We start from the raw sequence: 19,425 nt of genomic DNA, 5'->3' as shown, positions 1-19,425 counted from the left end.
CAAGGAAGGACGCATATGCCCGTATCAAAGCTGCTGGCGCTGGTGCAGGTCCGCCAGCAGCCTGGCAATGCCTTCAGGGGGCAGGATGTGGTCAACCGCCAAGGCCGCGATGGCCGCCTGCGGCATGGTGGGCATGCTGGCGCTGGCGGGGTCTTGCACGATCGTGAGGCCGCCCCCCGCCTGAATGGCTTGCAGGCCGTGCACACCGTCTTCGTTGGCGCCCGACAGCAGGATGCCCACCAGCCGGGGGCCGTAGTGGTCTGCCGCCGATTCGAACAGCACGTCGATGGAGGGGCGGGAAAAATGCAGAGGGGCGTCCAGCGACAGCCCCACATGCGGACCCCGGGGCCCGGCATCGACCAACAGGTGATAGTCAGGGGGCGCAAAGCTGACCGAGCCTGGCGTGATGGCGTCCTTGTCCTGCGCCTCGCGCAGCGTCAGGGCGCAGCGGGGCTGGAAGATGTCCACCAGCAGGCTGCGACGGTCTCGGGGCAGGTGCAGCACAACCAGAACCGCGGCCTGCAGTGTGGCGGGCAGCGCGGGCAGCAGCTGCAAGAGGGCATCAATACCGCCCGAAGAGCCACCCACCACGACGGCGTGGTAGCCCCCCGGTGGCGATGGCCTTGGCGCCAGGGCGGGGCTGGTCATAGTCCGGCCCTTTTTCGGTAGATGCGGTCCTCCAGCACGAAGTCCTCGAAGGCATCGGTGTGCGCAGAAAACCGCAGAGACTCCTTGGAGCCCAGGCCCAGGAAGCCCCGGTGGCACAGCGACTCGCGGAACAGCCCGAGTGCACGGTTCTGCAGGTCGCGCTCGAAGTAGATGAGCACATTGCGGCAGGACACCAGATGAACCTCGGCAAACACGCTGTCGGTGGCCAGGCTGTGGTCAGAGAACACCATGTGCTCGCGCAAGCCCTTGTCGAACACCACGCGGCCATAGCCGGCAGCGTAGTAGTCCGACAACGAACTGCGGGCGCCGGATCGCGCATGGTTCTCGGTAAAAGCCGCCACCCGCGACACGTCGAACACTCCAGACTCTGCCGCGCGCAACGCGTGCGGGTTGATGTCGGTGGCGTAGATCAGCGTGCGGTCCAGCAGGCCTTCTTCCTGCAGCAGGATGGCCAGCGAATACACCTCTTCCCCCGCACTGCACCCGGCCACCCAGACCTTGAGCGACGGGTAGGTGCGCAGCAGCGGCACCACCTCCTGGCGCAGCGCCTGGAAGTAGCTGGGGTCGCGGAACATGTCGCTCACCTGCACGGTGAGGTATTCGAGCAGCGCAGGGAACACGGCGGGCTCGTGCAGCACACGGTCCTGCAGCTGCGACAGCGTCTTGCAGTCAAACTGCACCAGCGCCGACGCCAGCCGCCGCTTGAGCGACGCCTGCGCGTAGCCCCTGAAGTCGTAGTGGTAGCGGTGGTAGATGGCATCGATCAGCAGGCGCTGCTCGATGTCGGCGGTGCGGGCCTTGCGATGGGGCATGGCGGGGCCTACTTGGGCATCCACACCCGCACCAGGGACAGCAGCTTCTCCACGTCCAGCGGTTTGGCGATGTAGTCATTGGCCCCGGCGGCCAGGCATTTTTCCTGGTCGTCCTTCATGGCCTTGGCGGTCAACGCGATGATGGGCAGGCGGCGCCACTCGGGGCGGTTGCGGATCTCGCGCATGGCGGTGTAGCCGTCCATCTCCGGCATCATGATGTCCATCAGCACCAGGTCAATCGCAGGGTGGCTGCCGCTGCCGGCGCGTTCCAGCGCCTGCAGGGCCTCCAGGCCGTTGCGCGCGATCTCCACGCGGATGCCGGTGGGCTCCAGGATGCTGGAGAGCGCAAACACGTTGCGTACATCGTCTTCCACCACCAGCACGTTGCGGCCTTCCAGGGCAGTCTCGCGGTTGCGGGCCACCTGCAGCATCTGGCGGTGCTCTGCCGACAGCTCCGACTCCACCTGGTGCAGGAACAGCGTGACCTCGTCGAGCAGCCGCTCGGGGGAGCGGGCGTCCTTGATAATGATGGACTTGGAAAACCGGCGCAGCTGCTGCTCCTCGTCGCGCGACAGGGCGCGGCCTGTGTACACGATGACGGGCGGGAAGGAGACGCCGTCCTGCTCCGTCATCTGCTGCAGCAATTCGTAGCCGCTCAGGTCGGGCAGGTTCAGGTCCATCACCATGCAGTCAAAGGTGGAGCCGCGCAGGTGCGCCAGCGCCTCGGCCGCCGTGCCGGCGCCCACGATCTCCACGTCGTCGTTGGTGAGCAGGTGGCGCACGCTCTCGCGCTGGCGTTCGTCGTCTTCCACCACCAGCACGCGCCGCAGGTTCTGGGTGAACTTGGCTTCCAGTCGCTGCAGGGCATGCACCAGTTCATCGCGCTTGACGGGCTTGAGGGCGTAGCCCACTGCGCCCCGGCCCAAGGCCTCTTGCGAGTAATCGGCCACCGAGACCACGTGCACCGGAATGTGGCGCGTGGCCGGGTTGCGCTTGAGCTGGTCGAGCACGCCCAGGCCCGAGAAGTCGGGCAGGTTCACGTCCAGCACGATGGCGCTGGGCAGGCTGTGTACGGCGTAGGCCAGGCCGTCGGCCGCGTTGTGGGCCAGGTGGCAGTCAAAATCCATCTCACCGGCCAGGTCGCTCAGGATCTGCGCAAAGCGCACGTCGTCCTCAATCACCAGAATGCTGCGCGCGCTCGCGCGGCGCGGGGCTGCGGGTGCGGTGGGGGCCGCCACGGGTGGCAACGCGGGGGCCGAAGGAACCGGTGAGACGACCGGTGCCGCCGTGTGGGCTGGAGCTGCCGCCGCCAGCGGCGCTGCCGGCGCAGCTTCAGGCGACGAAGGCACCAGCTTCTGGGGCAGGACCAGCGTGAAGACGCTGCCTTCCCCCGGCGTGCTGTGCACGTGGATGGAGCCTCCCAGCAGCTGCGCCAGATCGCGCGAGATCGACAGGCCCAGGCCCGTGCCGCCGTACTTGCGGTGGGTGCTGCCATCGGCCTGGCGGAAGGCTTCGAAAATCAGCTCCTGCTGGTGCGCCGGAATGCCGATGCCGGTGTCCTTGACGGCAAACGACAGGGTGTCGTCCGGGTTGCGCGACACATGCAGCGCCACCGATCCTTTCTCGGTGAACTTGAGCGCGTTGGAAAGCAGGTTCTTGAGCACCTGCCCCAGGCGCTGCGGGTCGGTGTCCAGCATGGCGGGTGCGTCGGGCGCGACGGTGGCCGTGAGCGTCAGGCCCTTCTCTTGCGCCAGCGGGCGCAGCGGGTCGATCAGGGTTTGCAGTGCCTTGGACAGCGTCACCGTTTCCACCGACACGGTGGCCTGGCCGGCCTCGATCTTGGACAGGTCGAGGATGTCGTTGATGAGTGCCAGCAGGTCGTTGCCCGCCGCGTAAATGGTCTGCGCGTACTTCACCTGCTCGGCGCTCAGGTTGCCCGGCTTGTTGTCGGACAGCAGTTTGGCGAGGATCAGCGTGGAGTTGAGCGGTGTGCGCAGCTCGTGGCTCATGTTGGCCAGGAACTCGCTCTTGTACTGGCTGGCCAGCTCCAGTTCGCGGGCCTTGTCCGTCATGGCGCTTTGGGCGCGCAGCAGTTGTTCGCGCTGGTATTCCAGCTGCTGGGTCTGCGCCTCCAGGTGGGCGTTGGTCTGCTCCAGCTCGGTCTGCTGCACCTCCATCTGGGCCTGCGACTCTTGCAGGATGCGGCTTTGCTGCTCCAGCTCCTCGTTGCTCACACGCAGCTCTTCTTGCTGGGTCTGCAGCTCTTCGGACTGGCGCTGGGTTTCTTCCAGCAAGGCTTCCAGGCGGTTGCGGTCAATCCCAGCGCGGATCGCCACCGCCAGAATGCCCGAGGCGCGTTCCATCAGGGTGCGCTCAGGCTCGGTCAGCGGGCGATGAAAGCCCAGTTCGATCACGGCAAACACTTCGCCGTTCTCGATGGCGGGCGCCAGCAGCAGCTCGGTCGGTGCGGACTGGCCGGTGCTGGACGACACCATCAGGTGCCCGGCGGGCACATCGCGCACATGCAGCATCTGGCGCGAGCGCGCGACCTGGCCCACCAGGCCTTCGCCGAGCAGCAGGCGCTGCTCCAGCCGTTCGCGGGGCAGGGCGTAGCCACCAAACAGGGTGAGCGCGCCGTTGCAGTCGGCCACATAGCCTGCCCCCACGGCCGCGCGCAGGTATTGCGCCAAGTATTCGAGCGTGAGCTGGCCCAGGTCCTCCAGCCGGTGGTCGCCCTGGATGCGCTGGCTCAGCCCGTTGAGGCCGGCCGCCACCCACGACTGCTGGGCCTTGAGGCGGTACTCCCGCGCATTGGCGGCGGCCGACAGGCAGATGAGCACCAGCAGCACGAACGATCCGCCCCAGGAGTAGTAGGTGGACATGGCCGCCGCCTCCACCCATTGCTTGCGTTCGTTTTCCAGCTGCTGGTTCAGCAGTGTGGACAGGTCCGACGCCAGGTCGCGGATGCGGTCCATCAGCACCCGGCCGGCATCACTGCGGGTCACGGCCACGGCGGCTTCCTGGCCCTTCGAGCGGCGCAGTTCAATGGTCTCGCCCAGCTCGCGCAGTTTTTCGTGGCGCAGGTCGTCGATCTGCAGCACCAGGCGGCGCTGCACGGCGCTGTCGTCCGTCAGCTCCTTGAGGCGCGCCATGTTGCGCTCCATGGCGCCCAGGGACAGGTTGTAGGGCTGCAGATAGGTGTCGTCCCCCGTCAGCAGATAGCCGCGTTGCCCGGTCTCGGCGTCTTTCAGCGAAGACACGAACAGGTTGAGGTGGCGCATGGTCACCGTGGTCTCGTCCATGGCTTCCACAGCGTGCGAGCGCACCTGGGCGGTGCGGAAGTTCACCAGCGCGATCAGCACCGTGGCGAGGGCCGCAATCACAAATCCCACCAGCATTCCGCGGGGGACAGCAAAACGCGTGGCGGCCTGGGAGGTCGATGTATGGGGCATGCGTTGGTGCCCCAGAGGGCGGTACGTTGGGGGAACGAGCGGAGACTTTAACGGGTTTTTTGCGCGCGCTGGGGCGGTTACCTGGCCTCGTGATGCGTGTCCCGGTCGCGGCGCTGCTGCTACATTCTGTGCGCCCGTGGCCCGCCACCCGCCGCAGCGTCTTGCTGCTGAGCCTGTTCTTGTAATGGTCCCATCATGTCGTCGTCCCCTGTTTCCCCCCGCAGCCGTTTTTCGCTCTATCTCGACCTGATCCGCTGGGACCGCCCCGCCGGCTGGCTGGTGTGCCTGTGGCCGACGCTGAGCGCGCTGTGGATTGCAGCCGACGGCTTTCCGGGCTGGCACCTGCTGGTGGTGTTTGTGCTGGGCACCTTCCTCATGCGCAGCGCAGGCTGCTGCGTGAACGACGTGGCCGACCGCGACTTTGACAAACACGTCAAACGCACGGCGCAGCGGCCCGTCACGACCGGTGCGGTGTCGGTGAAAGAGGCGCTGAGCCTGGGCGCGGTGCTGGCGCTGGTGTCGTTTGGCCTGGTGCTCACCACCAACCAGGCCGCCATCGCCTGGTCGGTGCCCGCCGTGCTGGTGGCCATTGCCTACCCGTTCACTAAACGCATCATTTCCATGCCCCAGGCGGTGCTGGGCATTGCGTTCAATTTCGGCATCGTCATCGCCTTTGCCGCCGTGCAGGGCAGCGTGCCCGCCGTGGCCTGGTGGATGTGGCTGGGCAACCTGTTCTGGGTGCTGGCCTACGACACCGAATACGCCATGGTGGATCGGGATGACGACCTCAAGATCGGCATCAAGACCTCGGCCATCACGCTGGGGCGCTGGGATGTGCCGGCCATCGTGGCGTTCTATCTGCTTTTTTTGTCTATTTGGGCCCTAGCGCTTTATCCATATGCACTGAATGCTATATTTTATATAGCAATTGCCGTTGCGCTGGCGCAGGTGCTGTGGCACTTTACGCTGATCCGGACCCGCTCGCGCGAAGGGTGTTTCAAGGCGTTCCGCGTCAACCACTGGCTGGGCGCCACGGTGTTTGCCGGCATTGCGGGCAGCTATCTGCTGCGGTGGCTGGGGCTGACGGGCTGACTACGGCGCGCGGCCGGGATTGTCTGTGATGGTTGTGGCGGGTTTTTACAAGCCGGTTTCCACGCCATTCGCTACATTGATTGGAAGCCGCGAGCCCGCCTGCAGCTTTCATTCAAACCCATTTTTGCTCCCCTTCATCCATGGCCGAAGACCGCGTCCATAAACTGCTGCAGGACATCCGGCAGCGCCATCCAGATCAATACAGCGTGCTGCAGGGCGCCCGCGCCCTTGTTCTTGCCCTGGGGCCGGATGTGCGCGAGGAGGTCAAATATGGCGGCATCCTCTTTTCGGCACCAGCGTCTTTTTGCGGCCTGTTTGCGTACACCCAGCATGTGTCGCTGGAGTTCGGTGATGGCGCCCAGCTGGCGGACGAATTCAAGGTGCTGGAGGGCGCTGGCAAACAGCGCAGGCACATCAAACTGCACACGCCAGAAGACCTGGCTGCCAAGCAGGTGGCCCACTACCTGGGATTGGCGTGCTCCCTCAGCAATAGCCCGAAGCGCCAATAGCCGCCTGCCACTGGGGCGAGGCCACCACTGCTGCGGGCGTGCGGCCCAACCAGCGCCCAAATTCGCGGGTCATGTGGGCCTGGTCGGTGTAGCCATGGTCCGCTGCGCACTCCGCGAGCGAGGGTGCCTCCGGCAGCGCCTGCGCAGCACGGCGCACGCGGGCCAGGCACTTCCAATAAGCCGGGGGGCGCCCGGTGGCGACCTGCACCAGCCGCTGCAGGGTGCGCTCCGACACGCCCAGTTGCCGCGCTGCCTGGGCCACCTGGCTGTGACGCGCCAGGCTTTGCAGCGCATCGGCCACACGCGCATCCAGCACCATGCAGTCGTGCAGCAGGGGCAGGGCATCGTGGGCGTCGTTCATGGAGCGTTTGTGCAACAAGGCCAGCAGGCGCTTGGCATCCACCTGCGCGCCCGGCTGCATGCGAAATCCCCAGTAGCGCTCGCCCACCATGCCCGGCACGGTGTAGGTGGTGTCTGCCAGGTCGGTCACAAACCAGGTGGGCGGCTGGTGGGGGAGGGCATGCAGGATCAGGTCACGGCACCCATCAGGAACCACCACCGTGCTGTCGGCCGAGGCCGATGTGTGGTGCCAGGTTTCAAAGGGCTGCAGGAGCTGGGGCATGGAGAGCACCGATTGCACTGACTCAGTGCACTACCCCCCGAATTCATTCCCCAGTTCATCGGCGCGCTGGCGTGCGGCCTCCATGGCGCGTTCAAAGGCAGCAGCGACGCCGGCCGATTCCATGGATTGCAAGGCAGCATAGGTCGTGCCGCCCTTGGACGTGACGCGCTGGCGCAGCACGGCCGGGGGCTCGTCGGAGCGGCGTGCCAGTTCTGATGCGCCGACAAATGTGCCCACTGCCAACTGGTGCGCCTGCTGCTCGGTCAGGCCCATGTCGGTGCCCGCGCGTGTCATGGCTTCCAGGAAGTAGAAAACGTAGGCGGGGCCAGAGCCCGACAGGGCGGTGACGGCGTCAAGCTGCTTTTCAGACTCCACCCAAAGGAACTCGCCGGTGGACGCCATGATGGCTTCGACTTGTGCGCGTTCGGCCGCGTCCACGGCAGGGCGGGCGTACAGCGCGCTCATGCCCTTGCCCACCAGCGCTGGCGTGTTGGGCATGGTGCGCACGATGCGCTCGGTGGAGAGCCATTGGGCAATGCTGTCGGAGCGGATGCCGGCGGCCACGCTCAGGTGCAAGGCCTGTTGCGTGTGAGCTTTTGCCTGCGCGGCGGCATCTTTGAAGGTCTGGGGCTTGACGGCCCACACCACGATGCGGGCGCGCTGCAGGGCAGGGCCCGCTTCAGGCTGGGCTTCGATCCCGTAGTTCTTTTGCAGCGCAGCGCGCGCATCGGCCCAGGGTTCGACCACCTCGATCTGGCTGGCCGGGTGGCCCTGGCGGATCAGCCCGCCGATGATGGCGCTGGCCATGTTGCCGCCGCCGATGAAGGCGATGGTGGGAAGGGAGGAGTTTGCTGTGGCTGGAGCGGGGGAGGTCATTTTGCGGGCAGGCTGGAAAGGGAGAGCCGATGGTAGCGCCGCTAGACCTATGAGTTGCTCGAAGACTCGTGCAACCGGCGTGGCCAAAGCCAGTGCTCCCGCGCAAGGGCCGCCCCGCCGCGCTGGGAGCGTCTCCCTCCGCGAGCAAAGCGAAGCAGAGAGGGGGAAGGCGCGCAGCGCCTCAGGGGGAGCTACTCAGCTACTGTTTGGCGAACGGCGTGTTCCCAGTTCGCCATCAGCTCCTGCGCACGCGCGCTGCTGAGCGTGGGCACAAAGTGCCGGTCGGCGCGCCACAGCCGCGAGAGTTCATCCGTGCTGCGGTACACGCCGCTCGACAGCCCGGCCAGGTACGCGGCCCCGAGCGCCGTGGTCTCGATGACGGCAGGCCGTACCACCGGAATGCCCAGCAGGTCGGCCTGGAACTGCATCAGCAGGTCGTTGATGCAGGCGCCGCCGTCCACGCGCAGTTCGCTCACGGGCGCACCGCCAGCGGCCACGGCGTCGCGGCTCATGGCCAGCAGCAGGGCGGCGCTCTGGTAGGCAATGCTCTCCAGCGCCGCGCGGGCGATGTGGCCCAGCGTGGTGCCGCGTGTGAGGCCGGTGATGGTGCCGCGCGAGTCGGGTTTCCAGTACGGGGCGCCCAGGCCGGTGAAGGCGGGCACCATCATCACGCCGCCCGAATCGGGCACGCTCTGCGCAAGCGACTCCACCTCGTTGCTGGTGGAGATGGCGCGCAGCCCGTCGCGCAGCCACTGCACCACCGCGCCGCCGACAAACACGCTGCCTTCCATCGCAAATTCAGGTTGCGCCGTCGCTTGCGCTGCGCTGGTGGTGAGCAGGCCGTTTTGCGATGTCTGGAACGTGCCGCCTGTGTGCATGAGCATGAAGCAGCCCGTGCCGTAGGTGTTCTTGGCCATGCCGGCGGTGAAGCAGGCCTGGCCGAACAGCGCGCTTTGCTGGTCGCCCGCCACGCCGCCGATGCGGATGCTGTGGCCCAGCAGGTCGGCCGCGATGTCGCCAAAGTGGGCGCTGGACGGCAGCACCTCGGGCATCAGCGCCTTGGGAATGCGCAGCAGCGCCAGCAGCTCGTCGTCCCACTGGTTGGTGTGCACATTGAACAGCATGGTGCGCGAGGCGTTGCTTACATCCGTCACATGCACCTTGCCGTGGGTCAGCTTCCACATCAGCCAGCTGTCCACCGTGCCAAAGGCCAGCTCACCGCGCTCCGCCGCGTCGCGCGCGCCGGGAACATGGTCCAGCAGCCACTGCAGCTTGGTGCCGGAGAAGTAGGCATCCACCAGCAGGCCGGTCTTGGCCTGGATGGTGGCGGCATGGCCTTGTTCGCGCAGCTGGGCGCAGGCGGGTTCGGCGCGCCGGTCTTGCCACACGATGGCGTGGTGCACGGGCTGGCCGGTTTGGCGGTTCCATAGCACCGTGGTTTCGCGCTGGTTGGTGATGCCCACGGCGCGCACGGCGCTCGCGGCAATGCCCGCCTTGGCCAGAGCATCGCGTGCGGTGGCGAGCTGGGTGCGCCAGATCTCCAGCGGGTCGTGCTCCACCCAGCCGGGCTGGGGGTAGATCTGCGGCAGCTCCAACTGGGCTTGCGCCACGATGTGGCCGCCTTCGTCGAAAACGATGCTGCGGGAGCTGGAGGTGCCTTGGTCGAGTGCGAGCAGGTAGGTCATGGTGAATGTCAGGTGATCAAGCGGCCACAGTGCAAACGACTTCGGCGTCTTGCAGCAACGCCGGAAACGGCTCAGGCGGCGGCGCGTCGGTGAACAGGCGGTCGATTTGCGCCAGTGTGGCCAGTTGCACCATGGCTGGGCGGTTGAACTTGCTGAAGTCGGCCGCCAGCCAGACCTCGCGTGCGTGTTCGATGATGGTTTGCGCCACCTTCACTTCGCGGTAGTCGAAGTCGCGCAGGGAGCCGTCGGGCTCGATGCCCGAGATGCCGATGAGCGCAATGTCCACCTTGAACTGGCGGATGAAGTCCACCGCCGCTTCGCCGACGATGCCCCGGTCGCGGGCGCGCACCACGCCGCCGGCCACGATGACCTCGCACTCGGGGTTGCCGCTCAGGATGGCGGCCACGTTCAGGTTGTTGGTGATCACGCGCAGGCCGCGGTGGTGCAGCAGGGCTTTGGCGATGGCCTCGGTGGTGGTGCCGATGTTCAGGATCAGCGAGCAGTCGTTGGGCACTTGTTCGGCCACGGCGCGCGCGATGCGGGCCTTGCCTTCGGCGTGCAGTGTCTCGCGCTGGGTGTGGGCCAGGTTTTCCACCGTGGAGCTGGGCACGCGCACGCCACCATGAAAGCGCGTGAGCAGGCCGGACTCGGCCAGGCGCTGCACGTCACGTCGCACGGTCTGCAGGGTCACGCCCAGGGTGTCTGCCAGTTGTTCCACCGTGGCGGATTTGCGCGCGCGGACTTCTTCGAGAAGCAGCAGTTGTCGGGGGTTCGTATTCACGCGAATCAATCGGCTTATGGGGTGGAGATACTTTAAATCGAACAAAAAGGAACTCATTAAGGGTAAACCTTGATTCGATACGATCAAAAAAGAACAAAAATGAACGCAATCGAAAACGAGGCACTTTGCTGCGTGCGCAGCAGAAAGCCAGATCCACACAGCCCCCAGGGGGTCATTAGAAAGGTTGCGTGATGCAGCTGGCACTGGACAGCATCAGCAAGAAGGTAGGGCCGCAGACTTGGCTCCACGACATGAGCCTGGCGCTGCACAGCGGCGCCGTCACGGTGCTGCTGGGCGCCACGCAGGCGGGCAAGACCAGCCTGATGCGCATCATGGCGGGGCTCGATACGCCCACGGCCGGGCGCGTGATGGTGGATGGCGTGGACGTGACCGGCATGCCAGTGCGCGACCGCAACGTGGCCATGGTGTACCAGCAGTTCATCAACTATCCCTCCATGAAGGTGGCGGCCAATATTGCGTCGCCCCTGAAGCTGCGCGGCGAAAAGAACATCGACGCCCGCGTGCGCGAAATTGCGAGCCGCCTGCACATCGACATGTTTCTCGACCGCTACCCGGCCGAGCTGTCGGGTGGGCAGCAGCAGCGCGTGGCGCTGGCCCGCGCCTTGGCCAAGGGTGCGCCGCTGATGCTGCTGGACGAACCGCTGGTGAACCTGGACTACAAGCTGCGTGAAGAGTTGCGCGAAGAACTGACCCAGCTGTTTGCTGCAGGCCAGTCCACCGTGGTGTATGCCACCACCGAGCCGGGCGAGGCCCTGCTGCTCGGCGGCTACACCGCTGTGCTCGACGAAGGTCAGTTGCTGCAGTACGGCCCCACGGCCGAGGTGTTCCATGCGCCCAACTCGCTGCGTGTGGCGCGTGCTTTCAGCGACCCGCCCATGAATCTCATTGCCGCATCGGCGGTCCCAGGGGGTGTGCGCTTGGAGGGCGGCGCAGAACTGGCCGTGCCCCTGTCCCAAGGTGTGGCCACGGCGGCAGGGCTCACGGTGGGTGTGCGCGCCAGTGCGCTGCGCGTGGTGGCTCGCCCGGGCGACATCAGCGTGGGCGGAGTGGTCGAGCTGGCCGAAATTTCGGGCTCGGACACCTTTGTGCACGCGGCCACGCCCTGGGGCGACCTGGTGGCGCAGTTGACCGGGGTGCATTACTTTGAACTGGGCACGCCCATCACGCTGCACCTGGACCCGGCCCAGGCCTATGTGTTTGGTGCTGACGGCCGACTGGCATGGGCGCCCGCGCGCCCGAACGCTGTACAAGGAGGGCGTTGAGATGGCCCGCATCAGTCTGGACTTGGCGCATTCGTACAAGCCGAACCCGCAGCAGGACAGCGACTACGCGCTGCTGCCCCTCAAGATGGAGTTCGAGGATGGCGGTGCCTATGCGTTGCTGGGCCCCTCGGGCTGCGGCAAGACGACCATGCTCAACATCATGTCGGGGCTGCTCGTGCCCTCGCACGGTAAGGTGCTGTTTGATGGCCGCGACGTGACCCGTGCCAGCCCGCAGGAGCGCAACATTGCGCAGGTGTTCCAGTTTCCGGTGATCTACGACACCATGACGGTGGCCGAGAACCTGGCGTTTCCGCTGAAGAACCGCAAGGTGCCCGAGGAGCAGATCAAGCAGCGCGTGGGCGTGATTGCCGAGATGCTGGAGATGAGCCATCAGCTGAACCTGCGGGCCGCAGGGCTGTCAGCAGACCAGAAGCAGAAGATTTCACTGGGCCGTGGCCTGGTGCGCGCCGATGTGGCGGCGGTGCTGTTCGACGAGCCGCTCACGGTGATCGACCCGCACCTCAAGTGGCAACTGCGGCGCAAGCTCAAACAGATCCACCACGAGCTCAAGCTCACACTGATCTACGTGACGCACGACCAGGTCGAGGCATTGACCTTTGCGGACCAGGTGGTGGTCATGACGCGTGGCCGCGCCGTGCAGGTGGGCTCGGCCGATGCGCTGTTCGAGCGGCCCCAGCATGTGTTTGTGGGGCATTTCATTGGCTCCCCAGGCATGAACTTTTTGCCCGCGCAGGTGGACGCAGGCCAGCTCAGCATCGTCGGCCACCGCCTGCACGCCCCTGTGGGACGTACTTTGCCAACGGGCCCGGTGCAGGTGGGTATTCGGCCCGAATATTTGGCGCTGGCATCGGCAGAGCAACCCGGCGCCATTGCCTGCACGGTGGCGCAAGTGCAGGACATCGGCACCTACCTGATGTTGACCGCGAAGGTGGGCGAGCACACGCTCAAGGCCCGCTTCAGCCCCGAGACGCGACTGCCCTCGGCGGGCGACACGGTGTGGCTGCAGGTGCTGGGTGAGCACACCTGCTACTACCAGAATGAGGAGCTTTTGGCATGAGCACGACGACCAAGCCCGTGAACCAGAAGGCCTGGTTCCTGATCCTGCCGGTCATCATCTGCGTGGCCTTCTCGGCCATTCTTCCATTGATGACGGTGGTGAACTACTCGGTGCAGGACATCATCTCGCCCGAGCGCCGCGTGTTTGTGGGCACCGAATGGTTTGCCGCCGTGATGCGCGATGAGGAGCTGCACGCGGCCTTGTGGCGGCAGATCACCTTCTCGCTGGCTGTGTTGGCGGTGGAGATTCCGCTGGGCATCCTGCTGGCGCTGTCCATGCCCGCGCAGGGCTGGAAGTCGTCCGCCGTGCTGGTGGTGGTGGCGCTGTCGCTGTTGATCCCCTGGAACGTGGTGGGCACCATCTGGCAGATCTATGGCCGTGCCGATATTGGCCTGATGGGCCGGATGTTGCAGGAGATGGGCATTGAATACAGCTACACCGGCAACGCCACGCAGGCGTGGCTCACGGTGCTGCTGATGGATGTGTGGCACTGGACGCCGCTGGTCGCGCTGCTGGCCTTTGCCGGGTTGCGTTCCATCCCCGACGCGTACTACCAGGCAGCCCGCATCGACGGTGCGAGCAAGTTCGCGGTGTTCCGCTACATCCAGCTGCCCAAGATGCGCGGCGTGCTGATGATTGCGGTGCTGCTGCGCTTCATGGACAGTTTCATGATCTACACAGAGCCCTTCGTGCTCACGGGGGGCGGGCCGGGCAATGCGACCACGTTCCTCAGCCAGTACCTCACGACCAAGGCGGTCGGCCAGTTCGACCTGGGCCCGGCGGCCGCCTTCTCGCTGATCTATTTCTTCATCATCCTGCTGCTGTGTTTCATCCTCTACAACTGGATGCAGCGCGTGGGCACCGTCAGCGACGAAGGAGCCGGCCATGAATGAAAAACGTTTCCAGAAGCGCACGCTGTTCCTGATTGCGTACCTGCTGTTCGCACTGTTGCCCATCTACTGGATGGTCAACATGAGCTTCAAGACGAATGAGGAGATCCTGTCGAGCTTCTCGTTCTTCCCGCAGAACTTCACCTGGGCCAACTACAAGACCATCTTCACCGATGCGTCCTGGTACTCGGGCTACATCAACAGCCTGATCTATGTGGCGATCAACACGGTGATCTCGCTCACCGTGGCGCTGCCCGCAGCCTATGCGTTCAGCCGCTACCAGTTCATGGGCGACAAGCATGTGTTCTTCTGGCTGCTGACCAACCGCATGACACCCCCGGCCGTGTTCTTGCTGCCGTTCTTCCAGCTCTACACCACCGTGGGGCTGATGGACACGCACATTGCCGTGGCGCTGGCGCACCTGCTGTTCAACGTGCCGCTGGCGGTGTGGATTCTGGAAGGCTTCATGAGCGGCATCCCGCGCGAGATCGACGAGACGGCCTACATCGATGGCTACAGCTTTCCGCGCTTTTTCATGACCATCTTCCTGCCGCTGATCAAGGCCGGTGTGGGCGTGGCGGCGTTCTTCTGCTTCATGTTCAGCTGGGTGGAGCTGCTGCTGGCCCGCACGCTGACCAGCGTGAACGCCAAGCCCATCGTGGCCACCATGACGCGCACCGTGAGTGCCTCGGGCATGGACTGGGCGACGCTGGCGGCGGCGGGTGTGCTGACCATCGTGCCGGGTGCCATCGTGATCTGGTTTGTGCGGCACTACATCGCGAAGGGTTTCGCGATGGGCCGGGTTTGAGGAGGCAGCGACATGTTTGACTGGATGGCCTGGACGCTGCCGGTGGCAGTGTTCTTTACGTGCATCGTGCTGATGCTGGTGGGCATGACGGTGTGGGAGCTCAAGTCGCCCACGACCATGCGCAAGGGTTTCCTGCCCCTGGAGACCACGCGCGGCGACCGGCTTTTTATCGGGCTGCTGTCGGCCGCCTACGTGAACCTGATCTTTGTGGGCATCAGCGGCAAGCTGGCCCAGTGGTTCAGCCTGCAGGGCGACCCTTCGATCTGGATCAGCTTTGTGGTGTCGATGGCGCTGCTGGCGCTGATCATGCGCAAGGGTTAAGGAAAAAATGGCCGTTTGCGCTTGATGGGTAAGCATTTGTAGCTATTGTTTTTGTAGTGTCGAAGGCCTGGCCTGGTTCCCCCCCGGGTTGGTGCCGGTCTACCAATGGGGGTCTCAATCTGAGAGGAGACAGCAATGAAGATGCAGTTCAAGGCGATCGCTTTCGCCGCCGCGGCTCTGGCGATGGGGCAGGCTGCCTGGGCCGGCGAGGCCGAGGCCAAGAAGTGGATCGACAGCGAATTCCAGCCATCCACGCTGAATAAAGACCAGCAGATGGCCGAGATGAAGTGGTTCATCGACGCAGCCAAAAAACTCCAGGCCAAGGGGGTGAAGGAAATCTCGGTGGTGTCTGAAACCATCACCACCCACGAATACGAGTCCAAGACGCTGGCCAAGGCGTTCGAGGAAATCACCGGCATCAAGGTCAAGCACGACCTGATCCAGGAAGGCGACGTGGTCGAGAAGCTGCAGACCTCCATGCAGTCGGGCAAGTCCATCTATGACGGCTGGATCTCGGACTCTGACCTGATCGGCACGCACTACCGCTACGGCAAGATCCTTAACCTGACCGACTACATGGGCGCTGCGGGCAAGGAATGGACCAACCCCGGCATCGACCTCAAGGACTACATCGGTACCAAGTTCACGACCGGCCCCGATGGAAAGATGTACCAGCTGCCTGACCAGCAGTTTGCGAACCTGTACTGGTTCCGTGCCGATTTGTTCGACCGCAAGGACATCAAGGACAAGTTCAAGGCCAAGTACGGCTACGACCTGGGCGTGCCGCTCAACTGGAGCGCCTACGAAGACATCGCTGAGTTCTTCACCAACGACGTGAAGAACATCGACGGCAAGCCCATCTACGGCCACATGGATTACGGCAAGAAGGACCCATCCCTAGGCTGGCGCTTCACCGATGCCTGGCTGTCCATGGCGGGTACGGCCGACATCGGTGCGCCCAATGGCCTGCCGATCGACGAATGGGGCATCCGCGTGGCCGACGACAAGTGCACGCCCGTGGGCGCCAGCGTGGCCCGTGGCGGTGCGACCAACTCGCCCGCAGCCGTCTACGCCCTCACCAAGTATGTGGACTGGATGAAGAAATACGCGCCCAAGGAAGCCACGGGCATGACCTTTGGCGAGGCCGGCCCCGTGCCTGCCCAGGGTCAGATCGCGCAGCAGATCTTCTGGTACACCGCCTTCACGGCCGACATGACCAAGCCCGGCCTGCCCGTGGTGAATGCCGACGGCACGCCCAAGTGGCGCATGGCCCCTGGCCCCAACGGTCCCTACTGGAAGCAAGGCATGCAAAACGGCTACCAGGACGTGGGCAGCTGGACCTTCTTCAAGGACCACGATGCCAACAAGACGGCTGCCGCCTGGCTCTACGCCCAGTTCGTGACCGCCAAGACCACGTCGCTGAAGAAGACCATGGTGGGCCTGACGCCGATCCGCGAGTCTGACATCCAGTCCAAGGCCATGACTGACATGGCGCCCAAGCTGGGTGGCTTGGTCGAGTTCTACCGTAGCCCTGCCCGCGTGGCGTGGTCGCCCACTGGCACCAATGTGCCCGACTACCCCAAGCTGGCCCAGCTCTGGTGGAAGAACGTAGCCCAGGCCGTGACGGGTGAAAAGACGCCCCAAGGCGCCATGGACACGCTGGCCGACGAGATGGACCAGGTGATGGCCCGTCTGGAACGCGCTGGGATGGCCCATTGCGCTCCCAAGCTCAACCCCAAGAGCGACACCGCCAAGTGGCTGAGCGACAAGCAAGCGCCATGGGCCAAGTTGGCCAATGAGAAGCCAAAGGGCCAGACGATTGCGTACGGCACCTTGTTGCAGGCCTGGAAGGATGGCAAGGCGCGGTAAGCCTGTTTAACCCGCCGTCCTGCTTACTGTGACGATGCTTCAGGCAGCCGTGGCTCACAAGGTCTCTGGCTGCCTTTTCATTCAAGACCGCCCCCAGTGCCTTTGCAGGCCTGGGGCCGGATCTCCCCCCGAAGTGACAAAAATTCAAGGGTAAACCCTTATTTTTTGCTTCGCCCATGGACAATCACCCCATGACTACTGCCTCTGCTCCCCATCCCACACGGCGTGCCGACCTTTTGGCGCGTTTGGCCCAGCCCCACCACTATGACCTGGCTGTGATTGGCGGTGGGGCTACAGGCCTGGGGGTGGCGCTGGATGCGGCGGCCCGAGGGTTCAGCGTGGTCTTGGTGGACTCGCATGACTTCGCCAAGGGAACCTCGTCCCGGGCGACCAAATTGGTACACGGCGGTGTTCGTTACCTGGCGCAAGGCAACATCGCACTGGTGCGCGAGGCGTTGCATGAGCGCACTACCTTGCTTCACAACGCGCCCCATCTGGCGCAACCCCTGCCGTTTGTGATGCCGTCATACCACTTTTGGGAGACGCCGTTTTACGGTATCGGCCTCAAGATGTACGACGCTTTGGCAGGGAAGGCGGGCTTGGGCGCCACCGAATTCATGGGGCGCGCACGCACGTTGGAGTGCCTGCCCACGGCCCGTCCCGAAGGCCTCAAGGGTGGCGTCAAGTACTGGGACGGACAGTTTGATGACGCCCGTCTGGCCTTGGCCTTGGCGCGAACGGCCGCCAGCCTGGGCGCCCTGGTGGTCAACTACTGCCCTGCGCGGTCGTTGATTCACGAAGCTGGCAAGGTTGCAGGCTTTGTGTGTGAAGACGCAGACAGTGGCCAGCAGTTCACCGTGCGCGCGCGTACGGTTGTGAATGCCACCGGCGTATGGGTGGATGCCCTGCGCCAGATGGACGGAGAGGCCATAGGCCGCCCCGTCAAGCCCATCGTGGCGCCCAGCCAGGGGGTGCATATCGTGGTGGATCGGGAGTTTCTTCCGTCCGACCATGCCCTGATGGTTCCCAAGACGGCCGATGGCCGGGTCCTTTTTGCCGTGCCGTGGCTGGGAAAGCTCATTCTCGGGACCACCGACAGTCCGCGCCAGGACATCGTGCGTGAGCCGCAGCCGTTCCGGGAAGAGGTCCGGTTCATCCTGGACGAATCGGCGCGCTACCTCACCCGTGCGCCCAAGGTGGAAGACATCCGGAGTATCTGGGTGGGCCTGCGCCCGCTGGTGAAGCCGCAGGACGACGATGGTGACAACACCAAGAAAATCAGCCGCGAGCACACCGTGCTCGCCAGTCGCAGTGGCCTGATCACCGTGACGGGAGGCAAATGGACCACCTACCGCGCTATGGCTGAAGATGTGTTGCAAAAATGCTTCACCACGGGCCTGCTGCCGGAAAAACCGTCGGGTGTGACCAATCATTTGCCCTTGGTGGGAACCCCTGAAGGGGCTGTTCAACATCGCATCAGTGATGCCCAGGGACTGCACTCCTACGGGAGCGAGGCGGCGGTTGTCCGGGACATTGCCGGTGCGCAGACCGATCTTGGTGGGGGGCTGACAGAAGCCATGGTGCGCTTTGCCGCCCGCTACGAATACGCCTGCACGGTAGAGGATGTGTTGGCCCGCCGCTCCCGGTTATTGTTCCTCGATGCCCGCAAGGCCATCGAGCTAGCCCCAGCGGTCGCTGACATCCTGCGTGCGGAGCTGGGTGCCGACCCCCACCTGGATGCCTTTTTGGAGCTGGCGCAACAGTATTTGCAGGTTCCGGCCTGATGGGGCGCTTGACTTCGTAAAAGTCTTTTGCAATAATCGAGGGCTTCGCGTTTCCTACGTGAAGTTTCTGCCCAGCGGGAAGTGCTGCAAATGGTTTGCGGTGCGGACGACGGGCCCAAGACTGACTGGCTGATTTGCAGCCCTTGAGAAGTTCTCTGGGGCTGTTGTCTTCTGGTGCAAGTTGGGAATATTGAAATGATCCAGACAGAATCTCGGTTAGAGGTTGCCGACAATACCGGCGCCAAGTCCGTCCTTTGCATCAAGGTGCTGGGTGGCTCGAAGCGTCGCTATGCAAGCGTTGGCGACATCATCAAGGTGAGCATCAAAGAAGCCGCTCCACGTGGCCGCGTCAAAAAAGGCGAGGTTTACAGTGCAGTGGTGGTTCGCACGGCGAAGGGTATTCGTCGCGGCGATGGTTCGCTCGTCAAATTCGATGGCAACGCCGCAGTGTTGCTTAATGCAAAGTTGGAGCCTATCGGCACCCGTATCTTTGGACCCGTGACGCGTGAACTGCGTACCGAGAAGTTCATGAAGATCGTGTCTCTGGCTCCTGAAGTTCTCTAAGGACGCGCCATGAACAAGATTCGCAAGGGCGACGAAGTCATCGTGCTGACCGGCCGTGACAAGGGCAAGCGCGGCACGGTGTCGCTGCGCAAGGATGACTCCTACGTGGTCATCGATGGCATCAACCTGGTCAAGAAGCACGCCAAGCCAAACCCCATGAAGGGTACGACGGGCGGCATCGTTGAAAAGTCCATGCCAATTCATCAGTCCAACGTGGCCATCTTCAATGCCGCTACGGGCAAGGCTGATCGCGTGGGCATCAAGGTGCAGGCTGACGGTTCGCGCATTCGCGTGTTCAAGTCCAGCGGTGCTGAAATCAAGGCGGCCTAA

The 19,425-nt window shown here is 64.4% G+C and carries 18 protein-coding genes; 11 read left to right on the top strand and 7 right to left on the bottom strand.

The genetic code is table 11. The features are described from left to right. Positions 1 to 24 precede the first annotated feature (24 nt). The 3 genes from KW832_RS22495 to KW832_RS22485 are packed head-to-tail and all read right to left on the bottom strand — an operon-like array spanning position 25 to position 4,933. On the bottom strand, positions 25 to 648 hold the full coding sequence (locus KW832_RS22495) for a chemotaxis protein CheB (RefSeq protein WP_218301471.1): 624 nt from the start codon (positions 646 to 648) through the stop codon (positions 25 to 27). Next, on the bottom strand, positions 645 to 1,481 hold the full coding sequence (locus KW832_RS22490; protein WP_218301472.1) for a protein-glutamate O-methyltransferase CheR: 837 nt from the start codon (positions 1,479 to 1,481) through the stop codon (positions 645 to 647). Before KW832_RS22490 ends, KW832_RS22495 begins: the two co-directional genes overlap by 4 nt. An 8-nt stretch (positions 1,482 to 1,489) precedes the next feature. Then, entirely contained in the window at positions 1,490 to 4,933 is a 3,444-nt protein-coding gene (locus KW832_RS22485; RefSeq protein WP_218301473.1) for a response regulator, read from the bottom strand. Positions 4,934 to 5,128: 195 nt separating this feature from the next. Here KW832_RS22485 and ubiA point away from each other — a divergent pair, with 195 nt between their 5' ends. Then, positions 5,129 to 6,025 (top strand): 4-hydroxybenzoate octaprenyltransferase, encoded by an 897-nt coding sequence (gene ubiA, locus KW832_RS22480; protein ID WP_121508357.1) that lies wholly within the window; start codon positions 5,129 to 5,131, stop codon positions 6,023 to 6,025. Positions 6,026 to 6,165: 140 nt separating this feature from the next. Beyond that, entirely contained in the window at positions 6,166 to 6,534 is a 369-nt protein-coding gene (locus KW832_RS22475; RefSeq protein ID WP_218301474.1) for a DUF1801 domain-containing protein, read from the top strand. On the opposite strand, the gene KW832_RS22470 is transcribed toward KW832_RS22475, so the two are convergent. The 4 genes from KW832_RS22470 to KW832_RS22455 form a co-directional block, all read right to left on the bottom strand. Next, complete coding sequence (locus tag KW832_RS22470) at positions 6,509 to 7,156, bottom strand: helix-turn-helix domain-containing protein (RefSeq protein ID WP_218301475.1); 648 nt, start codon at positions 7,154 to 7,156, stop codon at positions 6,509 to 6,511. The two genes, KW832_RS22475 and KW832_RS22470, sit on opposite strands and share 26 nt — an antisense overlap. 30 nt (positions 7,157 to 7,186) lie before the next feature. Further along, entirely contained in the window at positions 7,187 to 8,032 is an 846-nt protein-coding gene (gene proC, locus KW832_RS22465) for a pyrroline-5-carboxylate reductase (RefSeq protein ID WP_218301476.1), read from the bottom strand. Between the two features lie 191 nt (positions 8,033 to 8,223). Beyond that, the gene (gene glpK, locus KW832_RS22460; RefSeq protein WP_218301477.1) at positions 8,224 to 9,717 is read right to left on the bottom strand and encodes a glycerol kinase GlpK; all 1,494 of its coding nucleotides are present in this window, start codon (positions 9,715 to 9,717) and stop codon (positions 8,224 to 8,226) included. A 16-nt stretch (positions 9,718 to 9,733) separates the two neighbouring features. Then, the gene (locus tag KW832_RS22455; RefSeq protein WP_055395745.1) at positions 9,734 to 10,498 is read right to left on the bottom strand and encodes a DeoR/GlpR family DNA-binding transcription regulator; all 765 of its coding nucleotides are present in this window, start codon (positions 10,496 to 10,498) and stop codon (positions 9,734 to 9,736) included. A gap of 191 nt (positions 10,499 to 10,689) precedes the next feature. Here KW832_RS22455 and KW832_RS22450 point away from each other — a divergent pair, with 191 nt between their 5' ends. The 9 genes from KW832_RS22450 to rplX all read left to right on the top strand — a co-directional run bounded on the left by KW832_RS22450 (position 10,690) and on the right by rplX (position 19,425). Next, positions 10,690 to 11,781, top strand: a complete 1,092-nt coding sequence (locus KW832_RS22450) for an ABC transporter ATP-binding protein (protein WP_218301478.1) — start codon at positions 10,690 to 10,692, stop codon at positions 11,779 to 11,781. A 1-nt stretch (position 11,782) separates the two neighbouring features. Beyond that, positions 11,783 to 12,859 (top strand): ABC transporter ATP-binding protein, encoded by a 1,077-nt coding sequence (locus tag KW832_RS22445; RefSeq protein ID WP_218301479.1) that lies wholly within the window; start codon positions 11,783 to 11,785, stop codon positions 12,857 to 12,859. Further along, complete coding sequence (locus tag KW832_RS22440; RefSeq protein WP_100408926.1) at positions 12,856 to 13,752, top strand: carbohydrate ABC transporter permease; 897 nt, start codon at positions 12,856 to 12,858, stop codon at positions 13,750 to 13,752. Before KW832_RS22445 ends, KW832_RS22440 begins: the two co-directional genes overlap by 4 nt. After that, the gene (locus KW832_RS22435; RefSeq protein ID WP_055395662.1) at positions 13,745 to 14,557 is read left to right on the top strand and encodes a carbohydrate ABC transporter permease; all 813 of its coding nucleotides are present in this window, start codon (positions 13,745 to 13,747) and stop codon (positions 14,555 to 14,557) included. The genes KW832_RS22440 and KW832_RS22435 overlap by 8 nt, the downstream gene beginning before the upstream one ends. A 12-nt stretch (positions 14,558 to 14,569) precedes the next feature. Continuing rightward, positions 14,570 to 14,878: a DUF2160 domain-containing protein gene (locus KW832_RS22430; RefSeq protein ID WP_055395664.1), complete on the top strand. Its 309-nt coding sequence runs from the start codon at positions 14,570 to 14,572 to the stop codon at positions 14,876 to 14,878. Between the two features lie 135 nt (positions 14,879 to 15,013). Next, positions 15,014 to 16,747 (top strand): ABC transporter substrate-binding protein, encoded by a 1,734-nt coding sequence (locus tag KW832_RS22425; RefSeq protein WP_121508363.1) that lies wholly within the window; start codon positions 15,014 to 15,016, stop codon positions 16,745 to 16,747. A gap of 191 nt (positions 16,748 to 16,938) precedes the next feature. Further along, entirely contained in the window at positions 16,939 to 18,531 is a 1,593-nt protein-coding gene (locus KW832_RS22420) for a glycerol-3-phosphate dehydrogenase/oxidase (protein ID WP_218301480.1), read from the top strand. A gap of 195 nt (positions 18,532 to 18,726) precedes the next feature. After that, entirely contained in the window at positions 18,727 to 19,095 is a 369-nt protein-coding gene (gene rplN / locus KW832_RS22415; RefSeq protein WP_007861702.1) for a 50S ribosomal protein L14, read from the top strand. A gap of 9 nt (positions 19,096 to 19,104) precedes the next feature. Next, positions 19,105 to 19,425 carry a 50S ribosomal protein L24 gene (gene rplX / locus KW832_RS22410; protein WP_055395669.1) on the top strand — a complete coding sequence of 107 codons (321 nt, stop codon included), beginning with the start codon at positions 19,105 to 19,107 and terminating at the stop codon, positions 19,423 to 19,425.

Source organism: Acidovorax sp. sif0632, assembly GCF_019218805.1.
Lineage (GTDB): Bacteria > Pseudomonadota > Gammaproteobacteria > Burkholderiales > Burkholderiaceae_C > Acidovorax > Acidovorax facilis.
The sequence above is the reverse complement of the archived record's forward strand: the minus strand, read 5'-3'. Positions and strand labels throughout refer to the sequence as shown.